This is a genomic window from Hahella sp. NBU794 (genome assembly GCF_050749805.1).
GTDB lineage: Bacteria > Pseudomonadota > Gammaproteobacteria > Pseudomonadales > Oleiphilaceae > Hahella.
In genome coordinates this window covers 1595788-1616338 of the sequence record NZ_CP192738.1, presented here as the reverse complement: position 1 = coordinate 1616338, position 20551 = coordinate 1595788, and the positions used below count along the sequence as shown (strand labels likewise).

General features: G+C 54.7%; 20 protein-coding genes. 7 read left to right on the top strand and 13 right to left on the bottom strand.

The genetic code is table 11. The features are described 5' to 3' along the window. Positions 1-16 precede the first annotated feature (16 nt). Both ACQYWX_RS07315 and ACQYWX_RS07310 read left to right on the top strand, forming a co-directional pair. Entirely contained in the window at positions 17-811 is a 795-nt protein-coding gene (locus tag ACQYWX_RS07315) for a substrate-binding periplasmic protein (protein ID WP_279503257.1), read from the top strand. A 65-nt stretch (positions 812-876) separates the two neighbouring features. Then, positions 877-1830 (top strand): histone deacetylase family protein, encoded by a 954-nt coding sequence (locus ACQYWX_RS07310; protein ID WP_431688353.1) that lies wholly within the window; start codon positions 877-879, stop codon positions 1828-1830. An 87-nt stretch (positions 1831-1917) separates the two neighbouring features. Here the strand turns inward: ACQYWX_RS07310 and ACQYWX_RS07305 are convergent, their stop codons facing one another. The 11 genes from ACQYWX_RS07305 to ACQYWX_RS07255 form a co-directional block, all read right to left on the bottom strand. Next, positions 1918-2373, bottom strand: coding sequence for a GNAT family N-acetyltransferase (locus tag ACQYWX_RS07305; RefSeq protein WP_431688352.1), 456 nt, complete (start codon positions 2371-2373; stop codon positions 1918-1920). A gap of 177 nt (positions 2374-2550) precedes the next feature. Next, positions 2551-3177 carry an HrpE/YscL family type III secretion apparatus protein gene (locus ACQYWX_RS07300; protein WP_127969147.1) on the bottom strand — a complete coding sequence of 209 codons (627 nt, stop codon included), beginning with the start codon at positions 3175-3177 and terminating at the stop codon, positions 2551-2553. Further along, positions 3156-3839 carry a SctK family type III secretion system sorting platform protein gene (locus ACQYWX_RS07295; protein ID WP_431688351.1) on the bottom strand — a complete coding sequence of 228 codons (684 nt, stop codon included), beginning with the start codon at positions 3837-3839 and terminating at the stop codon, positions 3156-3158. The genes ACQYWX_RS07300 and ACQYWX_RS07295 overlap by 22 nt, the downstream gene beginning before the upstream one ends. Further along, positions 3836-4591, bottom strand: coding sequence for a type III secretion system inner membrane ring lipoprotein SctJ (sctJ, locus tag ACQYWX_RS07290; protein WP_431688350.1), 756 nt, complete (start codon positions 4589-4591; stop codon positions 3836-3838). The genes ACQYWX_RS07295 and sctJ overlap by 4 nt, the downstream gene beginning before the upstream one ends. A 15-nt stretch (positions 4592-4606) precedes the next feature. Then, entirely contained in the window at positions 4607-5026 is a 420-nt protein-coding gene (locus ACQYWX_RS07285; RefSeq protein ID WP_279503249.1) for a hypothetical protein, read from the bottom strand. Between the two features lie 3 nt (positions 5027-5029). Continuing rightward, positions 5030-5410 (bottom strand): hypothetical protein, encoded by a 381-nt coding sequence (locus tag ACQYWX_RS07280; protein WP_279503248.1) that lies wholly within the window; start codon positions 5408-5410, stop codon positions 5030-5032. A 111-nt stretch (positions 5411-5521) separates the two neighbouring features. Continuing rightward, positions 5522-5722, bottom strand: a complete 201-nt coding sequence (locus ACQYWX_RS07275; protein ID WP_279503247.1) for a hypothetical protein — start codon at positions 5720-5722, stop codon at positions 5522-5524. 81 nt (positions 5723-5803) lie between these two features. Beyond that, positions 5804-6052 (bottom strand): hypothetical protein, encoded by a 249-nt coding sequence (locus ACQYWX_RS07270; RefSeq protein WP_011398874.1) that lies wholly within the window; start codon positions 6050-6052, stop codon positions 5804-5806. Between the two features lie 2 nt (positions 6053-6054). Continuing rightward, complete coding sequence (gene sctD / locus ACQYWX_RS07265; RefSeq protein WP_431688349.1) at positions 6055-7194, bottom strand: type III secretion system inner membrane ring subunit SctD; 1140 nt, start codon at positions 7192-7194, stop codon at positions 6055-6057. A 105-nt stretch (positions 7195-7299) separates the two neighbouring features. Further along, positions 7300-9147, bottom strand: coding sequence for a type III secretion system outer membrane ring subunit SctC (gene sctC / locus ACQYWX_RS07260; RefSeq protein WP_431688348.1), 1848 nt, complete (start codon positions 9145-9147; stop codon positions 7300-7302). Between the two features lie 147 nt (positions 9148-9294). Continuing rightward, positions 9295-9741 carry a CesT family type III secretion system chaperone gene (locus tag ACQYWX_RS07255; protein WP_216734914.1) on the bottom strand — a complete coding sequence of 149 codons (447 nt, stop codon included), beginning with the start codon at positions 9739-9741 and terminating at the stop codon, positions 9295-9297. A 243-nt stretch (positions 9742-9984) separates the two neighbouring features. On the opposite strand from ACQYWX_RS07255, the gene ACQYWX_RS07250 reads away from it, so the two are divergent. Then, positions 9985-10467 carry a type III secretion system chaperone gene (locus ACQYWX_RS07250; protein WP_279503246.1) on the top strand — a complete coding sequence of 161 codons (483 nt, stop codon included), beginning with the start codon at positions 9985-9987 and terminating at the stop codon, positions 10465-10467. 11 nt (positions 10468-10478) lie between these two features. Next, on the top strand, positions 10479-13619 hold the full coding sequence (locus tag ACQYWX_RS07245; protein ID WP_431688347.1) for a hypothetical protein: 3141 nt from the start codon (positions 10479-10481) through the stop codon (positions 13617-13619). A 61-nt stretch (positions 13620-13680) separates the two neighbouring features. On the opposite strand, the gene ACQYWX_RS07240 is transcribed toward ACQYWX_RS07245, so the two are convergent. Further along, complete coding sequence (locus ACQYWX_RS07240; RefSeq protein WP_279503244.1) at positions 13681-14238, bottom strand: RNA polymerase sigma factor; 558 nt, start codon at positions 14236-14238, stop codon at positions 13681-13683. A 1022-nt stretch (positions 14239-15260) separates the two neighbouring features. Between ACQYWX_RS07240 and ACQYWX_RS07235 the strand changes: the two genes are divergently transcribed. Together ACQYWX_RS07235 and ACQYWX_RS07230 are read left to right on the top strand one after the other, a co-directional pair. Beyond that, the gene (locus ACQYWX_RS07235; protein ID WP_431688346.1) at positions 15261-17714 is read left to right on the top strand and encodes an ATP-binding protein; all 2454 of its coding nucleotides are present in this window, start codon (positions 15261-15263) and stop codon (positions 17712-17714) included. A gap of 150 nt (positions 17715-17864) precedes the next feature. Then, positions 17865-18281, top strand: coding sequence for a hypothetical protein (locus ACQYWX_RS07230; protein WP_431688345.1), 417 nt, complete (start codon positions 17865-17867; stop codon positions 18279-18281). 10 nt (positions 18282-18291) lie between these two features. Here ACQYWX_RS07230 and fabR read toward each other — a convergent pair whose 3' ends face one another. Further along, a complete protein-coding gene (fabR, locus tag ACQYWX_RS07225; protein ID WP_216734920.1) occupies positions 18292-19008 on the bottom strand; it encodes an HTH-type transcriptional repressor FabR in 717 nt (238 codons plus the stop codon). 177 nt (positions 19009-19185) lie between these two features. Between fabR and ACQYWX_RS07220 the strand changes: the two genes are divergently transcribed. Beyond that, positions 19186-20550: a 3-oxoacyl-ACP reductase gene (locus ACQYWX_RS07220; protein WP_431688344.1), complete on the top strand. Its 1365-nt coding sequence runs from the start codon at positions 19186-19188 to the stop codon at positions 20548-20550. The last annotated feature ends 1 nt before the right edge of the window (position 20551 follow it).

Below are 20551 nucleotides of genomic sequence, written 5' to 3'. Positions count from 1 at the left end.
CTGATGTAGCTGCGTCATGCCCAAGTCCACCGTCCTGGCTATTGGTCTGCTGCTGTTACAAGGATTGTGGACGCCAACCGCACTGGCGGAGCCGCCGCCAATCCGGATCTGTTATGAATCAGATCCCATGCCGCCCTATTCTCTTTCCGATGCGGACGCCTTGCGCGACCGGGCTGGCGTTCTGCCTGAGCTGATTCATAACGCCGCCGAACGAGTCGGCTTGCTGTATAAGTTTTATCGACGCCCCTGGAAGCGCTGCATTCGCGATCTGGAAGAAAACCGCCTGGATGCGCTCTTCGCCGCAATCTGGCTAAAAGAAAGGGAAGCCTGGGGCGTCTATCCATACATCAATGGCGAGCTGGACGCCAGCCGACGCCTGTGGAGCTCCATCTATCCCATCTTCGTCCCCAATAACAGCAAGCTCCAGTACACCGATGGGATCTTCCAGGGCGTTAAATACGGCGTCTCCGCGCCGGTAGGCTACGTCGCCTATCAAAAACTGGAGGTAATGGGAATTCTGGCGCCCAGCAACCCGACGCCGGAAACCGGCTTTGAACTGCTCACCCGCAACCGACTCGACGGCTATGTCATCGACCAGGCCATCGGCCGCACGCTGGCGAGAAACATGGGGCTCAGCGACGCCATCACCACGCTGCCGGAGCCCTTCCTGGTCTCCGATTGGTATTTGGTCATCTCACACAAATTCTACGATGAACGCAGCCAGGATTCTGAAACACTCTGGAACGCCCTGGCGCAAACACGCGAGGAAATGGGCGAGTATTTGCTGGAAAAATATATGAAAGAAGAATGAGCGACGCTTGGCTGTCTGGGCGGTAGAATGAGCGCCCAAGACCAACAAGAACGCTCCTTTTACTCGTGAATTCACTGCTCGCTTATTCGCCGCACTACGATTTCCACCTCCCGGGCATAGCGGCGCTGCATCCATTTGACGTCAAAAAATACAGTCGGGCCTGGGGCGTCCTCCTGCAACGCTTCGGGGACGAGCTCGCCAAATACAGGCTCCAGATCGACGCGCCGGTTTCACTGGAAACTCTGGGGCTTGCGCACTCTTACGAATATCTGGCGTCCCTGAGTCACTCAGCCGCCATCAGCCGAGTGGTGGAAAGTTCACTGGTGAAATGGCTGCCCGCCTCGCTATTACAAAAGGGCCTGCTCATTCCCGCCAAATACGCCGTGGCGGGAACCCTCGCCGCCGCTCGCACAGCCATTGATGACCAGGCTATTGTTTTCAACTTGGGAGGCGGTTTCCACCATGCCTTCAGAGATCGTGGCGAGGGCTTTTGTTTCTTCTCGGATGCAGCGCTGGCGATCCAATTGCTGCGAGCGGAAAAACGCCTGAACAGCGCCGATGAGGTGCTGATGATCGATCTGGACGCGCACCGGGGTAACGGATTCGAAAGCTACATCGCCTCCGACGCAATGGTCCACAACTTTGATATGTATAACTTTCAGACGTATCCGGGACTACATCCGGGCGATGCAGATGAGTTTCCGTTTATGCTTCCCTTGCGCGCCGGCACGGAAACCGAGGGCTACCTGGATATCCTAAGAGAAGAACTCCCCCGCCTCTTTGCCCATGTCAAACAGCCCAAGCTGGCCTTTTACAATGCAGGAACGGATATATTAAAAGGCGACAAACTAGGTGGCCTGAGCGTTGATTATAACGGGGTGAAAGCGCGGGACCATTTCGTTCTGGACATGCTGGCCACACACAAGATTCCAACGGTCATTATGACCAGCGGCGGCTATTCCAAAGATTCTTACCGGCTGATCGCAGATCTGGCTCAGCACTTATTGGAAACGCCTTAATGGCTCGTGTGAGAAGCGAACGTCATCGTCCGCCGCTCAGGTAGAGAACGAGCCGCTATTACAACGGCTCGGCTTCACCTACAACACCTACAACTCGATAGTCATGAACAGACTATTGGGGTCTTCGATGTAGCCCGCAAACGGGCCGCACAGAGTAAAACCATAGTGCGCGTAGAGCTGGTGGGCGGGTCGAAAGGCCGCCATAGAGCCGGTTTCCAGGCTTAAGCGACGGTAATTACGCTGACGCGCTTCTTCCAGAATATGACGCAATAAATGCGAAGCGACGCCTTTCCGAAGGTGCGCGGTCGCCGTGCGCATGGACTTCAACTCACCGTGCCCAGCGTCCAGTTCTTTGAGTGCGCCGCACCCCATCAACTCAGCGCCGTCCCAGACAGTCCAGAAGGTGACCTCAGGCTTTTTCAGACCCGACAGATCCAACGCATGAATGCTCTCCGGCGGCGAATTCTCCGCCATTCCCCGAAGATGTTCCTGTAACAACTCAGCCACTTCAGGGCCGCTTAGATCATCAATCCTGATTTCCATAACAAACCATTGCATTAAGTGGAAAACAACGCAGGCGCAATCGCCGGCAGGTTATACAACCCTGTACGCTCGGAACATGTGCGGATATTTATGATTATTGCTGCAGGATTCTAATGCAGCGTCGCGAGTTTGGCGACGCTGTCGGGGAGAAAAATACGTGAATTTACGCCGAGAGACTTACAAAGTCTGACTTTCCAATATCCGACTGTTCATCGCCTGAGTCAGAGCTTCCATTTGGTCATCCACATTGGCGCGGATGACGCCGAAGTTGCTTTCGATCTGGCAATCGCCGTCGCCCAGATTGGGGTCTGCGATGACTTCAAATTTTTCCAGGCCTGGATAGAACTCCAGCGCCTCCTTGATCTTGGCGCGCACCGGCGCCGCCACGTCGGTGGCGATCTTGACCGTCACCTGTGCGCCTTCGCCAATGTGATAGAGCGCTTTACGCACGACCTGATAGGCAAGCTCTTCTTTGTCGAATTCGTTGAGGATCTTGCGCACGGATTCAATCACCAGATTAGTCAGCGTCTGCTCGATTTCCTGATAGGAGTGAATGATTTGCGCGGCGTTAGCGAGCATCAGCTCCACTTGCTTATGACGCGCCTCGCGTAGGCCTTCCTCGAAGCCTCGCTTTTTCTCTTCCTCATAGGCTTCCCGCGCCTGCTGCATGATCATGTCAGCCGAATGCCGCGCCTCAAGTATGGTCTGCTCAGCATCTCTTAGCTGGCGATAATCCTCTGACTTGAGTACGCCTGCGGGGCCAAAGTCAGCCTGGGAGTCGTTCAATCGAATAACAGAAAGCATGATGGGTCAATCTCCCGGTAGAGTTTAAGCATGAGGCGTTGCGCTTCCTGGATCTGCTCCGGCGCAGCCTGTCGCATGAATGCCGCGTCGCACATGCCGCTAACTGCATGAGGTAATTTCAACGCCAGGCGTTTGACGACGGATTGGGGAACGCCGTTCAGCGCACAGGCCAGCATATTCAGGCCTGCGGAGCGCAGCCCCTGGGACACTGCTTCCTGATCCATCCAGTCCGCAATTCCGAGATCTATACAAAAGGTCGGCGCATTTCTGGCCAGAAACGGCGCTTTCGACACCGCGAAGCGATGCAGTTCCGCCGGCGCCGCCACCGCTTCCGCACGCTTGGGAATGCGCGCCGAGTAGGCTAAGGCGCCCCCCAGCATGATCATGCGTTGCAATGCCTCACCCGCCAGCAGTGGCAGTCTCTGATAAGAGGCGGCGAAGTCGCAATCCATTGTTTTAGCCAGCCCGCAACGCTGCAGAATATAGTCGGACATAATCTTGCGGCTGTCCGGCCGCCGCCACAGGCGCTCAATCGCTTCCCAATGCGGGTCGTCGCTCAGCCAGCTGGAATCCAGATAGTCCGCCGGATAGCGATAAAAATCGTGGACCTGTCGCAACATCAGGTTACGGTAGCGGGCCGAGGTGGGAATAAGGTCGATCATGCCAGTTTCTGGATGGCCGGAGTCTGGATTTTACGTGGAATCCAACCCGCTCTCACCGCGTAGTACAAGGCGCCGACAATCAGCAGCACCAGCAGCGCGCCGATACCCGCCCACAGATACATCATGCCGCCATTGGACACTTCCTCAGGAGACGTAATCCGCTTCAGGCTCGATGGAAACAAAGCGACGGAGACTTGGTCGTAATCCAGGCCGAGAATACTGTTAGAGACCAGCGCTTTAATCTTCGGCGTCAGGGTTTCGATCGGCGCATCCTCGACGTATTTAATAAATACCGAGGCGGTGCTGGGCTTGGGATTCTTGTCGAATTTATCCCCTTCCTGCATCACCACATGCACCCTCGCCACCAACACGCCGTCGATGTTCGACAATGTGTGCGACAACTCCTGGGAAATGGCGTAGATGAAGCGCGCTTTCTCTTCAGTGGGCGAAGAAATCAGGCCGTCTTTAGCAAAAATATCCCCCATGGTGGCGAAATGCTGCTTAGGATAGCCCTGTCTCTGCAACACGCTGATGGCGCGAGCCACCTGCTGCTCGGGCAGCTTCAGACGCACGTTCTGGTCTTTACCGGCGCCGAGCACTTCCATCTCCACGTTAAAGCCCGTGGAACGGAGAATCGCATACATCTCATTGCCTTCCTGCTGGCTCAAACCGCTGTACAGCTCGGTTTTACAACCGCCCAGCAGCAGTAACAGCAAACACAGTCCGGACCGCCAAATCTGTCGCTTTTTCATAGCATACCCTTCAGTCTATTGCGCTCTTAACAGGCTTTCCGCATTCTTGTTGACCTTACTGGTCACCGCCAACGCCATCTGCTGTTGAATGGAAATCTGACTGACTTCAAAGAACAGCTTGTTGGCTTCCGCCGGCGAGCTGACAGGCTGATTCATACGTTGCTCCAACGCATGAATACGCTCCTGATAGCCTTTCCCCATGGCCTGCAGCTTGTTCAGAATGGTGTCGCCTAAGCTGATGAACGGTTTTTCCGCGTTCTGCGTCGCATAGGTTTGATGCACCACCTGCACATTGCTTGCCGCATGCGGGCGCCCCGCTTCCATCACCTCAGTAAAGCGGGCGATTTCATGAGCGTTGGCGCCGGAGCTGACCGGCTGCGCAAAGTCTTTCTGAAGCGCCTGATCCGGCGCGACGGCGGCTATTGCTGCGTCCATTGCTTACCCCTCAGCCGCCAGCAGAATTTCTTCCGCCAGGGAGCCTTTGAAGTCAGGATTGGAGGTCAGGCGAGGTATCAGGTCTTCCGCATCCCGCTCGCGTCCAGACCGTTTCATGGCGAATACCAGCAACGCCAGCGCGTCCATGTTTTCGTAGTCCAGCGCGGCCAGATTATCGGACAACAGCTTGACGCCGCTTTCAAAATCGCCGCCGGCGATCTTGGTCGCCGCCATACCCAGCCCTGCGGCAGTATGGCTGGTTACATCGTCGGCGATCGCCGCCACGCCGCCGAAAATAACTTCAGCGTCCTGTAACCTGCCCTGCTCACAAGCCAGGACGCCGATTTCCGACACCCGCTTGATGAGATTTTCAGGATATAACATAAGCAAATCCTCTCAGTGTTCCTGATATTCCCGCCGCCGCTCTCACCAGAAAGCCTGCGGCGGGGATAACCGGGCCCAAAATAAAGCCGGGCCCGAGCAATCGAGTGGCTATTAAGCCGCCTGACCGATTTTCTTGATGGCGTCCATGATCAGCTTGTGAATCAGCGACATCAGTTCTCTTTTCAGAGCGTTCTTTTCCGCTTCTTCGTACATGCCTTTCATCATGTCCAGCATTGCATCTGGACTTGATGGAACGTCAATTCCACCTGCGCCGTCCAAGGTCATTCCACCCAAGCTACTTACGTCTGCCATATTCAGTTCCTCTTAAAAATTAATAAACAATTGGCCTTCCTTCGTTTTCAGGCCGTCTTCAACACGTGGCGGATCAGTCGCCTAACGCTGAAGTTTGGACCAGGTCTGCTCCAGCACGACGATGGCGCGATCAATGCTTTCCTTAAAAGCATTGTGCCGTTTGAAGTCGTCCTGATTCAGACCGGAATTCAGTTTGCGCCGCACGCTGGCGGACGCATTGGTTAATTCATTGATCACGTTTCTCAGCATGACTCCGCCGGAGTCCTTACTGATATTTTCCGCATTGATTTCGGTGTCTACGGGTTGATTTCTTAACATCGGATTTAACATGCCTAGTCCACTCCTAATCGATATTGGATCAGTTTGTCTCCTCTGCGGAGCTGCAACATATGGGGGGTGATTTCCTCCACCCGATAGCCGTAATTAAGCTGGCTGCCGACGAAGTACTTCTCCCCGTTGCTGAGTACGAAGAACGGGGTTTTGCCCATGTAAATGCCTTTCACCACCAGATTGGGCAACGGCGCCAGCGCCATCTTGGTGTCCGCAGTGACCATATCTTCGAACCCGATCACGCCAGGCACATCCACCTGCAGACGACCGCGGTTCTTTTTCCACGCGACGTCATCGTCCACATTGCCTTTCAGCACCAGAAAGCCGGGGCGGTCCCCCTTGAACACAGACACGTTGGAGTAGCCAAGGGCGGTCAGCGCAATTTCGGCGCCTTTAATCAGCTCATCGGTCACTTTCACCTTGAGCGTGGCCTGCAGATTTTTAGACTCCAGCCAGCGCGCCAGGCGATTTAACTCTCCAGCGTCGTTCACGTAGCCTTCCACCAACCAGCTCATCCCATCCGCAAGCGCGAGCACTTTCACATTGGGCAATCCCAGTGTTTGCGACAGCTCGCTTTGCAGGTTGGCGCGGTCAGCGGCGACAACGCCTTCTTTGGATTTCTCCGCATTGGACATGGAACCTACCGCCAGCATCATCAGCAGACCGGCGCAGGCGCCCATTACGCCCAACCCCACCTTCATGCGATTGAAGGTTTCCGACCAGCTGCGGCTGGGCAGCGGCGTTGTTGGCGCACTGGCGGGAGCATCCGCAGCAGCTGCGCCAGACGCGGGCTTAGTCTGCGCCGCTGGCGCTGCGGGGACCACCGGTTGCGGCCATTCCGCCGGACCGTTAGCGACGGCGAACTGGAAGTCATCGACAGCGACCGGAGTCACCTCTTCCACCACCAAATCTCGTTGCTCGGACACTTCGCCATTCAGTAACAAGCGGCTACCCTCCTGCAGCAGAGTCAGGCGTATTTGCTGTTCTTCGACTTGCAGTGAAAAGTGCGCCGCGAGCAGGTTAGGCTCCTGAAACACCAGATCATCGTTATCGTCGCCGCCACACACATACTTGCCGACGACCAGATCCAGTTCGCTTCCTGCGTGAGCTCCGGAGAGAATTTTCAGCTTCCAGTCAGACATACGCGCTCTTACCAGTTATTTACCTGTTGCCGGTCAGTTCACTGCTTGCAGTCACTTAACCGTTGAATCGCTCATTCATTTCGCCGCTCCGCCGCGCCCGTTGCATTAACGGGTCAGCGGGTGGCAGCTGTTGATCATGTTGGCGTCGCCCTTCAATGCGTCAGGGAACGCCTTCGCTACTCTTTGAGTGTCATCGCAGCGGGAATAGTTTCCGATGGCGACGGAATAAATTGGCTTTTCTCCGTTTTTCTCGACTTCCATCTGAGTAGGGAAACCACGCGAGTCGAAGTACTCACGAATCGCCACCGCGCCCTCTTTGTTGGAGCTGCCCACCTGGAAGGCGTAGCCGTAGATCTTGCGACCGTTAGAAGCCAGTCCGCCGGTAGGGATATCAATGACCTTCGGCGTCATCAGGAACAGCTTGACCATCTTCTTGCGGTTATGGTTCGTAGTGCGGAACAGCATGCCTAACAGCGGGATATCCTTGAGCAACGGCACGCCGCCGACGGACTCGCTCTCATAATCCTGGAAGAAGCCGCCGATCAGCAGACTCTGCCCCAGCCCCACCACGGTTTGCGTATTGATGCTGCTGGTCTTGATAACGGGAATGCGATCCACCTCTTCGCCGGTTTGCTGACCGTCTTCGATAGTGACTTCCAGGTTGATGCCTTTCTGCTCCTCGCCACGCTGAATATGCGGCGTCACACGCAGGACCGAGCCCACCGTGACAGGAAACAGGTCGACCTGTTCATTCCCCTGCACGCGCACATGGAAGGTAGTGCTATCGTCCAGAACCGCCTCCAAATGCTCGCTGGTGACGACGGATGGTCTCGACACCACCTGCGCATCGCCGTCCTCCACCAAGGCGTTCACCTTGGCGATGAAGTAATCCAGGCCGGAATCCAAGACCGTGGAGAAGGTCGCGTCGGCGCCCCCCAGGATCGCCAGTTGGTTTTTGCCCGGCGCAGGAGTCTGCTTGTCGATGCCGCCGTAGCCGAATTCGCCCAGCTTCCGATCGCGGGCCTGCCAGCTCACTCCCAGCTCTTTCAGGTTGGTGGCGCTGACGCTGATAATGGAGACATTCACTTCCACCTGTTCAGAGGGCTGGTCCAGATTGCGCACCAGCGCCTTGTACATGGGCATGCGCTCCAGACGGTCGTACACGATGATGGAGTTAGTGCGGCCATCCGCCTCCACCCAGGCGCGCTCGCCGGTTCCGGGCATATCCGAAGTCACCGGGCTGGACGTCCTCTTGCCTTCCAGAACGCCAACAGGCCCGCCAATGCTGGTTTCTCCGCTTTTACCCTGCCCTGCGGCCAACGCGCCCCGCAGCACTGAAGCCATACCGGGAACCACCACCTCTTTACCGCGATAGCTTTGCACGCGATCCGCCGCCGTGGCGTAGCGCAGGCGGAACATCTGCATGGAGTACTGATCGCGGCGAGGCATGGTCACCACCTGGCTTTCCAGCACGGAGGCGGTTTCCTGAATCAGGTCCACCATGGAGGACGGGCCGGAGATATAGACCATGCCTTTGTCCGGCATTTCCTTCCAACTGAAGCGTTCATCCCAGATGCCGACTTTCTCCACCGCACTGCGTAGTTGCGACGTTTTGATGTTGGTCAGCGTGATGATGCGGCTGACAATCTCATCGCCGCGGAAAAAGTGCAGCGTCGAGCCGTCGTAGTACCACTCAAACTCAAAGGACTTACCCAAGATGTCCAGGAACTGACGCGGCGACTCCCCTTTGAAGCTGCCGTTAACCGTCCCCGCGATGCGGGAGCTAACCGTTACCGGAATACCGTAACTGGCGGCGAAGTTCTTCAATACGTCCGTCAGCGATTCACCGTTGGCGTACAACTCATAAGGCGAATTATTCCAGCGGGGTTCGGCGGCGAATGCGCCGGAGCAAACCAATATCAGCAACAGAGCGATTAAGCCTTTAAATTTCATGCCTTACTTCCATCAATGTCTTTAGTTACTGTTTTTCAGGAAGACAAATAGCTTCCTTTTATTTGTCTACAACGACAGGCCTTGTCTCCCGCGGCTGGCCGCCGCGCAGGCGCATCCATGCGCCTGATTATTCCGGAGTCATCCCATTCAGAACCGGGTATGCGGGGCCAGCACAGGAATATCGCGACGAGCGTAGCCGCCAATAGCGCCGGTGATCTCAGTCATGCAATCCAATGCGTGCATGAAAGACTCCAGCAGTTTTTCGAAATCAAACAGGGACAATTCTTTCGACGCCATACAGCGATACAGACACAACGCATCCTGATTGACGTCGATATAGAGGGATTCACGATGGGAGTCGGCATTGGCCAGCGCCGCCTTCAATGCGGTTCTGACGCACTCGCCGCGCTCTCGCTTTTCATCCGGTAGCTTGCGCACCTGGGCGGCGACGTAGATCTTGCCGGCGGACTCAAAAAACCGCACCGGATTGGCGTCCACATACCATTCAAAATGGCCTTCCGGAGTCTGCTCCAGATCCGGCATGCCGTATTTCTTCGCAAACTCTGCAATCAGTTTGTTGAGTGTCGTGCTCATAGTTCCGTCCCGTTTCGCCTGATGCCTTAGGTCTATCGGATTGGTAACGGCTAATTGCGAACGGTTGCGAAAATTTTTACACGACCACTTTTTCCTGCTCTCCGCGCAACTTCACCGGCGCAGTGGTTACTCACCTTGCGGAAGCAGTTGTAACTCCAAACGGAATATCTAACCCACGACAGGTCGGGTCCGCAGGTATTTGATGCAACAGCGGTCCGGCATTACTTGCGAAAGGCCGCTTTTATGAATATCGATACTCTGATCGCCGACCTGGCGAAACAGCTGCAGTTAGAAGATTCACTGCAACTGGACGAACACGGTTACCTCTCCCTGGAAGTCAACGACACCCTGGTTGTGAATCTGCAGTGGCATGCGGCAGACGAGCATCTGATCATTTTCTCCCCTCTGTTCAAACTCCCTGACGACAGCGAAGAACCTGAGACGCTACAAAAGCAGAACGCCCTATTGAAAATGTTGCTGGGCGCAAATTTGTTCTGGCAGGGAACGGAGGGAGGAACCCTCTCTCTGGACAACGATTCCGGCTGGCTCTGGTTGATGGACAAGTATCCGTTCAGCGTTATTGCGCTTCCCGGCGTGTTGAGCCAACGCCTCCTCCAACATATTGAAACGGTGAAAGCCTTCGCGGAAAAAGGCCCTGAACCAACGCCCCCGCGCAAGCAGGTTGGCGATGACTCTCAGGTCAACAATCAGTGGATTCAGGGTTAAAGGAGCAGGAAATGGAAGTCAACCGTCCCTCCGCATCCGTCCCCCAGAATGTCGTACCTGAGCAGATATCATCGCAAAATACTCACTCTGTCCCAGGACGGCTCGGGGAAAACAGCATCCGCCCCGCGTCTCCCGAATCTGCGCCGACGCTAACGACGCCGGAGAAATTCAAGGCCTGGGCGGAAAATCATGACCTAAACCTGACCGGCTACCCGCAGACCAAAATAGAACGCTATAGCGAAATTATCATTCAGGACCTGGAGCGAAAAAATCTCGCAGAAGTACTGGAGCAACCAAAGTCCTCCGCCGGCAATGAAGCCATTGTTAAGAACCTTTTCGAAAAGCTTAATCTGCAAGAATTCATGGGTAAAACGCCGGACCCAGGCCTGGATCTCTCCACGCCCAAAGAAATCGGCAAACTCACGCAAGCGTTACAGGACATCTTGACCAGTAAGCTTGATGAGTCGCAACTCAGGGTCTTTAACGAGAAGTTCAACCCTCCCCGGGAAATCCAGACCGCCACGGATCACCTGGAAGCGTTGAACCAGATGAACTTCGCGTTAAAGGAGGTCAACCAGCTCATACCCTCCAGGTTCAGCGTAGAAACCGCCGAAGTCACCAAGCCTCTCGCCAAACATGTCGCCAACCGCATCGTCCAGCAGGAGCGCGAAAAAATAAAAGAAGAGGTGCTGGATAAACTGAAATACCTCAACAATTCCGGCGCAAGCAACAATCTGGCGGTGGAAATGGATCTGGGCGTGAATATTCTGCACACGCCGCTCAAAGCAACAGTCAACCTCAGTCACAAAGAGACAGCGCAAACCTCACAAGCGCTTGGCGTGCTGCGGGAGAGAACCGATGCAGGCAAGTTCGGATTTGAAATCAAGCTGCCAATCATTGAGGCGGGTCCATCCGTCGGGGCGACAGTCAATCTGTCCCGCACCTCAGGCAGAGGGTTCGATAACGTCAGCGACTTTGTCGATCACTTCACTAACAGCGTGCTGGATCTCACTCTGAGTTCTCCTGGGGCGGCGAAGTCAGCCAAAGCGCTCAAGAAAGCCGTGGCCAGCGATAGCGATATTCTCACTCAAAGCGATCAAATGAAGCTGAAATTGCAGGACTTCCTGAGAGCTCACGGCGAAGGCGCGTCCAATTTAGACGAGTTGCGAGACTGGCGTAACGGATCAGTCGAGCTAGCCCTGCCGGAACCGCGCAGCATACCCGCCTCTGCGGCTTACAAAGTCAATTCTCTTTCCTACGGCGGCTTCGGTAAGCTTGGATTCAAGGCCGCGGATGTGAAAGTCAGTTATGAACACAAACATACTCACATTCACGTCAAAGGTGAGACCTCGCTAACCAAAAAGATGATGGAAGACGAGGATCTACTCAAATCCCGTACGGAAAAGTTTGAACATCGCGCCCAGGATGACTTTTTTGAGCGACTTGGCGCGCTTAAAGAGCACATATCCCATATTGAAAACGCTTCCACAATCTCAGAAGAAACTCATACTCAAAACCCGGTCAACGCTCTGCCTCTCACTGCAGAAAACCTCGAATTATTCGGAAGGTCTCTGAATCGCAGCCCTTCCGCCGCCTCCGAAGAAAGCTTTCATACGGCGATGCAAGAGCCCCCTTCCCCGGGCAGCCTTTCCGGTAGAGCCAGCTCGGAGTCGCTGAACTCCATGGATGCGCTGAGCGACAACGAAGTAATCGTCAATCGCAGCCCAACCGTTGTAAGCGGAGAATCCTTTTACACCGCCAGCCAGGGCAGCCCTTCCGTCATCAGCGAAACCAGTTCTATTGCAAGCTCCGAGGAGCGGCCCGCCATCGATCTGGTTCGCGACCAGCTCAAAGATATGGCCCTGGAAAACTTTGACAAATTACTGCAGTACGAAGGGAACACACGCTCACATGATACGTTGACCAAAGGCTTCGGGCGCGTAGAGCATAATCTGCGCAAAGTAGTTGGCATGGGCCCCAAGCATCTTGAATCCGCAATCAAAAGAGAGATGGAGAAAGAAGTCGGCGTAAAAGGCAGAGCGTCTCTGGTGGAAGGCTTGACCGTTCGCCACGCCAATATTTTCAACGAGTTCGTCAAAACCTATCGAGAGGAAGCGGGGGAACCGCCGGAAACCACGCTGGCGAAGGCGCGTGAAGAGGCGCCGGAAGCCATCATGGCGTTTGAAACCATCAGCAAACACCTTGAAACGCCGCAAATGAAGTTCAGCAAAAACGACTTCGCGCAAATTCGTGCACTGGAGTACAGCCAGCCTAAGGAAAGAAGCCACAAAACCACCCTCACCCTGGACATCGCCTCAACTGCGACAGCCACCATTGAGCATACCCGTCGTAAAATGCGCAATAACGCAAATATCAACTACAACGGCGCTTTTCACGACATAAAAATCACCATCAAGGGCAGCGTAAGCCCGGATGCTATTGAGAAAATCAAAGAGCTCGCCAGTAAAAAGGCGCCAGGATTAGAAGACGCGGAAGTCACGGAGATACTTTCCAACGCGGCGGAATCAGCTTCAGGCGCAGCGACGGGTTCTGGAGCCGCCACAGTTTCAGCCTACTTTGAACTGAAAGACGGCGGCATGAGTTTCGGGAGGGTGCTGGTCGGCGGCGAGCTGAAGGTCGGCGGTAAAGCGACGATTCCTACAGACACGGTAACGCTGGAGGTAGGCGGCAGCGTTGCCGCAACCCACGAACGCCCCATCAAAGAGTTCATTGGCAAAGACAACCTCAATTACTTCAAAACCCAGTTTGACGGCCTGGTAAGCCGTAAGACTATAGCGGAAACGCCTCGCACGGGCGATGGCTGGGAAGAGCTCACGAAAAAGTTTGATGGACACATGGACACCATGTTGACCAATATGGCGAATCCCTCCAGCAAGGTGCGAAAACAGGTGGATGAGCTATTTGCAACCTGTCAGCCTCACGCGCTAAAAGAACATATGGAAAAGGCCGAAAAGGCGCGGGATGAATTCTTTGTCGCATGCGAAAAAATGGCTCAGGGACCGCAGGAAAGCTCATCTGCGACAGCGGACGACCTGAAAAAAGAAGCCTTGAGCGCATTCCGCCAGTTCCTTTACGACTTCAAGGATGGCGTGCAGAAAGATTATGAAAAAGCAGTCAAGAAATTGAGTTAAGTCTTACGGAGTGATCCCGCGCCCATGATCGCAGGATCACTCTGCGCCCTTGACGTAGCGCTTACATCAGCGGCATGACTGACTCCTTCAGCGACGTGCGCGCCCGGAACAAGCGGCTTTTCACACTGGGAACAGTAATGCCCAGTTCATCTGCGACGCGTTGATAGGGATAGTTTTCAATCGCCACCCACTCAACAATCTGCTGCACGTCTTTCGGCAGCATGCGGATGCTGTATTCCAGCTGCTTGATGCGATGCTCCTGCTGCAGACTGGCCTCCGGCGTGTCGGATTCATTGTGAGCCTGATCCAGCACATCATCGGAAACAAAGTCATATTTGTACTCCGGAGAGCGGTTGTAGTGATTGCGAATCAGGTTATTGGCGATGCCCAAAATCCAGGTGGAGAAGCGGGATTTCCCTTCAAAAGAGCTGAGCCCCTGCTGCGCCCAAAGGAAGGTATCCTGCACTAAATCTTCGATATCCTCCTGGCGCGATACCCTGTTGCGAATAAATCTGTGCAATTTGGGACGCTGTTCACGAAAAAGCATATCCAATGAATTCGGGCAACCGCTTCTGGCCTGACTAACTAACTGATTGGTCTCATCGTATTTTATTTCCATCGTTCCCATTCCTTTTGTTGACGGGGGGTTGATGGAAACGATGGTCGGTCACACGGCCTTTTGAACCAGTTTCAGATAAGCGTCAGATTCGACGCAGATGCATCTGATCCCTTGAACTGAACCGATCTGACACTGACGGTTCATTTAATCAATAAAAAGTGAACCTGACATAATGAACTTAATCGGATATACGCGCGCAAAGATATAAATGACTGCCGGTCAGAGTTAGATAACATATCGGCGAAACCAAACTTCAATTAAAACCGGCATGCTTTTAACTTTTTGTAATTGAATAAGAAAAAACATTACCGCCATATTATTAATATATTTCTTAAGTAACGTGAAACCCCGCGAAGTTTCTGGGCCGTATAGATAAATGGTTAGTACGATAGACTTAAATGGCCTAACCAGTGGACTATTTGCATAGGCCAAATTAAGCATTTAAATAATCTCTCTGAGGGATAATCCTATGGCTTTGTAACGGAATGTAAGGCCGACTTCGTATAAAAACGTATTTTTCGCCTTTTGTATCCTAAGTAACTTGATGTACTGTTAGGTTTCGTTACACAAAGAAGGTCTGTTGTTTCGAACTATAACAGGGAGCGCATTCATACGATCTCTGTGCGACGTTGATGTCTGGAACTCTATTACTCGCGTCGCTTTACACTGGAACAGCCACATTCCGCCTTCTGCAAAACAGATAGAAAAAAATAGCGGAAAGCTAAGCGTTATCAGCGCCTCATACAGGCGCATTTCGAGGCGCAACTCTGAAAAATATTGATAGTTTTTATTGAAAGAGAACAGCTGAAAAGTCAATGACGTTTTTGTTGTTCTCGTGTCGCTTACCCTGATAACTTCCGAATGAAAGCGTATTCATAAAAAGCTCGGAAGCCAGGATAAAAGTCCCTGAAAAACAATGATGTATGGGAATTTCAAGCTCACAAAAACAGGAAGCGTTTGAGGTGATTCGGAGAGAGACCGAACAGCAGTCGTCAGCGCTCAACGTAGTAAAGGATAACAATATGCGCCAGAGTTGCAGACCCGGCAGGGTCCGTTTGCATCGAAACCGCTTGTTGGAGCTTAGACAAGGCCTGGGACTGAGTCAGGAACAGGTCGCTGACGAATGCCAACAGCAGAGACTTTACGTATCCGTTTCTTCCCTGAAACGGGCGGAATTGCAGCGCTATGTATTGCTGCGCACGGCTCATAACCTGTCACGCTTCTACAACGTGCCAGTGGAAGAGCTGATCGTGACGGAGGACGCCTCTGAGCCAGAGACGCCCGCCTCCCCCACAGAAGCGCCAGCGGTAGTTCAGCGTGAGAGCAATGATCCAGTAGCCACTCCCATTCACAGGAAAGTGCTTGGGTTATGTCTGGCGGGCGAGTTGGACCTCAGAAGTCTCGCTCCCATGATGGATGAGCTGGACGTCGCCGTGCACTATTCTTCACCGTCATTCCATGTGCTACTGCTGGGCGCCGCAAACGCTCACCAGAAGCCAACCGCTTATGCGATGCGGGTCATCCGCGCCATCGCCCGACGCCATCCCGATATCGTCGCGTTGGTGAAGCCCATCCAGGCCGAATTCAGCCATCACGGCGCCCTGCACTGTCAGGCGCGCCTGCCGATGAGCGAACGCCTTGGCATTGAGCGCTTCGCCAAGCAGCAATTGTCCGGCGTGGTCCTGGTGCACAGCGAGTTGTTTCATTGCAGTCGCCTGGAATACAGCTTTGTCTATAAATCCAATCCGGCCTACGCGCCCGGACCATGGTATGCGCTGACCGAATCCGCGCCGCCAGTGTTGCATACCATCGGTCGCGATCAGGAACGGGCGTATTTCCAGTCCCTGCTGACCCAGCTAAAAGCAGAGGGCGAAGGCGCCTGGTGCAATATCAGCGGCGTGGCGGGCATCGGCAAAACCCACTTGGCGTTGGCCTTCGTGGAAGACGCCGCCAAACAGAATCTCAGCCGCGTCATTCTGCGCAACACCTGTGATGACAAGTCCAAGCTGCATCCAGGCGCAGAGTTGATCCGCCGGTTGGCGAACTTACAAGAGGTGGACGAAAACAAGCTGCTGAACCTGTTGGTCAACTTCTGTATCGATAGCCACTGGTATCCGTTCATCTATCATCTGTTCGGAGTCAAACGTAACGACCCGCATCCCAACGACTGGATGGTGGCGAGTATGTCGCCTTACCTGTTCCAGAAGAGTTGCCAACAGGCCCTTGAGACCCTGCTGATTGCGCTGCTGGGGCAACGGGAGCTGATCGTGGTGATAGAAGAAATACATCAGCTTGACGAGGACATGCGCCTCACTCTAGAGGCTTTGGCGAACCTGACGCCTTACTGTCCGCTCTTGCTGATCACCAGCAGCTACACAGATTTCATCGCCGGCTTCGACCAGCATGACGTCAAAACCATCCGGCTGTTCCCTCTCACGCAACCTCAGGCGAGAGAGCTGGCGCACGGCCATGGCGCAGCCAGCGAGGAGTGGCGGGAGCACTGTGTTTTAAAGGCGCAGGGGCATCCGTCATTCTTAATCGATTTACTCAATCACGAGCATTTGGGCGACGAATTGCCCTTTAGCATCACCAATATTATCGCCGCCAAAACCGAGCGCTTGTCCGCCCGACTCAAGTGCGCGCTAGAGCTGATTTCCGTCAGCCAGGATGGGTTTACGCAACCGCAGTTGGAAGAGCTGATGAACGGCCCCCTGGAGCGTTTCGCGACGCTACTTAGCCTGGGTGTTCTGCATCCCCATGGCGAACGCTGGTTCTTCACTCACAATCTGTTGCGGGAAGCCGTCTACCAGTCCATGCCGGAACAGGTTCGCCGCGAACGTCACGCCATGGCGGCGGAGTGGATTCGTGATCGCGACCCGGTGCAGTACGCTATCCATCTCGCTAAATCAGGCAGCGATCAGGCATTGCCGGAATTGTTGGCGGCGGCGGAGCGGCTGATTCAGGATCAGCACTTCAAACAGGCCAAACAGCTGCTTCTGCTCGCAGAGCCGTTTCTACAGGACACCAAGTGCAAATGTAAGACCTATCGCATGCTGGCGTTGGCGCTGAAGTCACTGGGAGAGACGGATAAAGGCGTCAAAGCCATTCTGTCCGCCATCGATCACTGCTCGGATGAGCGCGACGCCAGCCACGATTGGCGCATACTGGCGGAGATGTATTATCAGCTCGGTCGCACTGAAGATGCTCTTCACGCCCTGAACTGTGCGGAAATTCTGACAGAGCGTTATCACCAGCATGAGCTGGGCGCCCGGCTGTACGAGCTGCACAGCGAAATACTGCTCAGCAAAGGCCATGTGGTGGCGAGCCAGGAATACCGCAAAATCGCGATGAAAACCGCCATGAAAAGCGACCATTGCCCACCCAAATGCGATATCAGACAGGAGGGATTCAATCCCTACGGTGGATTAGGGCCCAATATGCCCAACTTCGCCCCACAGACGTGCATGAATAAGTAGATAGATAAGTTAATAAATATAAAAATCGCCCCTGACTGCGTCTCAGCACCACATATCAGTGAGACGTCGAATTAATCGCCGCAACCTTCGTAGCGCAACGGTTACCCAACAACAATAACAGGGTTAACCTGAACCGCCGAAGGTGACGATATGTATCCGCTCTCGAATATACTGGCCCGCGAGGGCATCCCTACACGCCCATATTCCCTCTTGCCTGGAACCCGCCCTATTGGCGAAACGGCCTGTTTTCAACATGCCGAAATAACCTATCGCCAGGAAGAAGACGTGCTGACGATCATTCTGTATCGACGCCTGCAACGACCCAAGGGTCTTGGCAACGCATTTGCGGAAATGAGGTGGCTATTGGAGGTTATTCGCAGACAAGCGCCGGACATCAGAAAACTGATCACCACCGCGATGCGCATAGAGCATGAGGACGGCGGCCCTGTTCCCTCCCCGGACAAACTACTGACGTTCTACAAACGCTATTTCAACGCTATCGACGACGGACGCCGAGATGGGCAGGATTGGTTAAAGCTGGAACTGAGGACAGCGGAAGCGCATTAAGCGCCCCCACTCAGAGTTCAGGACGCTCCAGAGACGCCCTCACGCTGGCCAATTCCGTGGCGACGACGGCGGGGTTCGGTTCGATTTCCGCCAGGACTTGCGAGCCAACGATAATCATTCGGATCATACGCTCCAGTTGATCGCTGATCTCGGCATGCTTTTCGATAGGGAGATCCAGTGCGGTGGCGGCCACCGCGAACACCAACCGGGTGACCGCCTTGGACACCAGCTCCGGTTGCATGATGCCCGTGCCTTTGGATTTAGCGAGGCGCACTAAATCTACGCAAAGCTCTTCTTCAAAGAAGCACAGTTGGCGTTCTACCGCGTATTTAAATGCGTCGGAACCGACGTTGCCTTCCCTAAGCAAGATATGCAGAAACTTTTCATCGGCGCTCAGCTGCTCGACAAAGGCTTCGACGGAAGAGCGCACCACACTGGTGTCCGAGCGCGCGCGATTGCGGGCTTCACCAATGATTTTCCTGAGAGAGGTTCCGGCGCGTTCTATCAGCGCCACCGCCAATTCATCAATATCTCTGAAATGCCGGTAAAAACTGTTGGGCGCAATGCCCGCTTCCCGGGCGACTTCACGCAGACTTAACGTGGACACGCTGCGATGCGGCCCGGCCAGCTTCAATGCAGCTGAAATTACATCTTCCCGCGAGATAACCGCCTTGCGTCCCTGTGGCGTTCTGGTCGCGACAGACTCAAGTTTCTGCTCCTGATTCAATGCACTGCCCTTACTGACATGAAAAGGAGTTATATCCTAGCCTTGTTGCGGCGAAGAATATAGGCTTTAGCCGCCGTACGCCGATTTTCTGTGAAGAAAAGAGCGTTTTCGCCACCACTTTTAAATCTACGCAGAATAAGAGTCGCCCACTCCGTCATTACGAAAAAGGAAATCGTCATGTCCGATCTACTGCTCACGCTCGCCACTCATCCAGGCGCTTACAAACTGCTAAAGAAACTGGGACTGCCCGCACCGGTTGCTCTTCAGCGCTCCACGCAGGCGATCCCCGACAGTCCCCTGCAAGGCGCTACTGCGCTGATCGGCGGCGTCACCGAAAGCGGAGCCCTGGATATCGTACGCGCCCGACTACAAGCACTTGGCGCGCAAGTATACGAGGATATGCAGACAACTGAAGCAGCGCCGATCATCGCCCTATTCGACGCCACCGGCTGCCGCAGCAGTGAGGACCTGGATGCGCTATACCGTTTCTTCCATCCCCTGATGGCGCAATTTCCCCGACACGGACGTGCACTTTTGTTGGCGTCAACGCCCGAGCAAATGGACGACCCAATGGCGGCGGCATGCGCCAAAGCGGTAGAAGGATTCACCCGCTCTCTCGGCAAAGAGCTGGGTAAGCGCGGGGCCACCGCCAATTTGCTTTATCTGGAGCCTGGTCAGGAAGATCGCCTGACAGGGCCGCTCGCGTTTTTCTGCTCCCCAACTAGCGCTTACGTGGACGGTCAGGCGATCAGGCTTAGCGCCGCGGTGAAAGCGCCGTCTTCTCAGGCGCTGTCAACGCCCTACCGACCACTGCAGAACAAGGTCGCCCTGGTGACAGGCGCGTCCCGAGGCATCGGCGCGGCGACCGCACGCCGGCTCGCAGAGGAAGGCGCAACGGTGGTGTGTCTGGACATCCCTTCCGCCAGCAGGGTCCTGACAAGCTTCGCCGCTGATATTAACGGCGTTCCACTGCCCATGGACATTACCGTCCCGGATGCTCCGCAAACCTTGGCGCAATACTTTCTGGAGCAATATGGCGGAATCGACATTATCGTGCACAACGCCGGAATCACTCGCGACAAAACCCTGGCGAAGATGTCGGAAGAGACTTGGCGCAGCGTGCTGGATGTTAATTTTCGGGCTGTCGTCGCCATCAACGACGCTCTGCTGAACGCAAAAGCGTTACGGGGTATGGGGCGCATTATCTGCCTGTCATCTATCAGCGGCGTCGCAGGCAATTTTGGGCAGACCAACTATGCGGCCAGTAAAGCGGCGCTGATTGGTTACGTGGCGGCGCTGGCGCCTCAGCTGGCCTCCAAAGGGGTAACAGTAAACGCCGTCGCGCCCGCTTTTATTGAAACCGATATGACGGCGCAAATGCCCTTAATGATGCGGGAAGCCGGTCGCCGCCTGAACTCGTTGTCACAAGGCGGTCAACCCGAGGACGTCGCGGCGCTGATCGCATTTCTCGCTACGCCTGGAGCCTATGGAATCACTGGCGCGACCATAAGAGTGTGCGGGCAGGCCTTGATCGGCGCCTAGG

Coding starts and splice junctions, on each gene's coding strand:
- ACQYWX_RS07220 (WP_431688344.1), top strand. CDS start 19,186: ATGTCCGATCTACTGCTCACGCTCGCCACTCATCCAGGCGCTTACAAA.
- ACQYWX_RS07270 (WP_011398874.1), bottom strand. CDS start 6,052: ATGTTAAATCCGATGTTAAGAAATCAACCCGTAGACACCGAAATCAAT.
- ACQYWX_RS07305 (WP_431688352.1), bottom strand. CDS start 2,373: ATGGAAATCAGGATTGATGATCTAAGCGGCCCTGAAGTGGCTGAGTTG.
- ACQYWX_RS07285 (WP_279503249.1), bottom strand. CDS start 5,026: ATGGACGCAGCAATAGCCGCCGTCGCGCCGGATCAGGCGCTTCAGAAA.
- sctJ (WP_431688350.1), bottom strand. CDS start 4,591: ATGAAAAAGCGACAGATTTGGCGGTCCGGACTGTGTTTGCTGTTACTG.
- ACQYWX_RS07275 (WP_279503247.1), bottom strand. CDS start 5,722: ATGGCAGACGTAAGTAGCTTGGGTGGAATGACCTTGGACGGCGCAGGT.
- ACQYWX_RS07250 (WP_279503246.1), top strand. CDS start 9,985: ATGAATATCGATACTCTGATCGCCGACCTGGCGAAACAGCTGCAGTTA.
- ACQYWX_RS07245 (WP_431688347.1), top strand. CDS start 10,479: ATGGAAGTCAACCGTCCCTCCGCATCCGTCCCCCAGAATGTCGTACCT.
- ACQYWX_RS07255 (WP_216734914.1), bottom strand. CDS start 9,741: ATGAGCACGACACTCAACAAACTGATTGCAGAGTTTGCGAAGAAATAC.
- ACQYWX_RS07295 (WP_431688351.1), bottom strand. CDS start 3,839: ATGATCGACCTTATTCCCACCTCGGCCCGCTACCGTAACCTGATGTTG.
- ACQYWX_RS07230 (WP_431688345.1), top strand. CDS start 17,865: ATGTATCCGCTCTCGAATATACTGGCCCGCGAGGGCATCCCTACACGC.
- sctD (WP_431688349.1), bottom strand. CDS start 7,194: ATGTCTGACTGGAAGCTGAAAATTCTCTCCGGAGCTCACGCAGGAAGC.
- ACQYWX_RS07315 (WP_279503257.1), top strand. CDS start 17: ATGCCCAAGTCCACCGTCCTGGCTATTGGTCTGCTGCTGTTACAAGGA.
- ACQYWX_RS07300 (WP_127969147.1), bottom strand. CDS start 3,177: ATGCTTTCTGTTATTCGATTGAACGACTCCCAGGCTGACTTTGGCCCC.
- ACQYWX_RS07240 (WP_279503244.1), bottom strand. CDS start 14,238: ATGGAAATAAAATACGATGAGACCAATCAGTTAGTTAGTCAGGCCAGA.
- ACQYWX_RS07280 (WP_279503248.1), bottom strand. CDS start 5,410: ATGTTATATCCTGAAAATCTCATCAAGCGGGTGTCGGAAATCGGCGTC.
- sctC (WP_431688348.1), bottom strand. CDS start 9,147: ATGAAATTTAAAGGCTTAATCGCTCTGTTGCTGATATTGGTTTGCTCC.
- ACQYWX_RS07235 (WP_431688346.1), top strand. CDS start 15,261: ATGCGCCAGAGTTGCAGACCCGGCAGGGTCCGTTTGCATCGAAACCGC.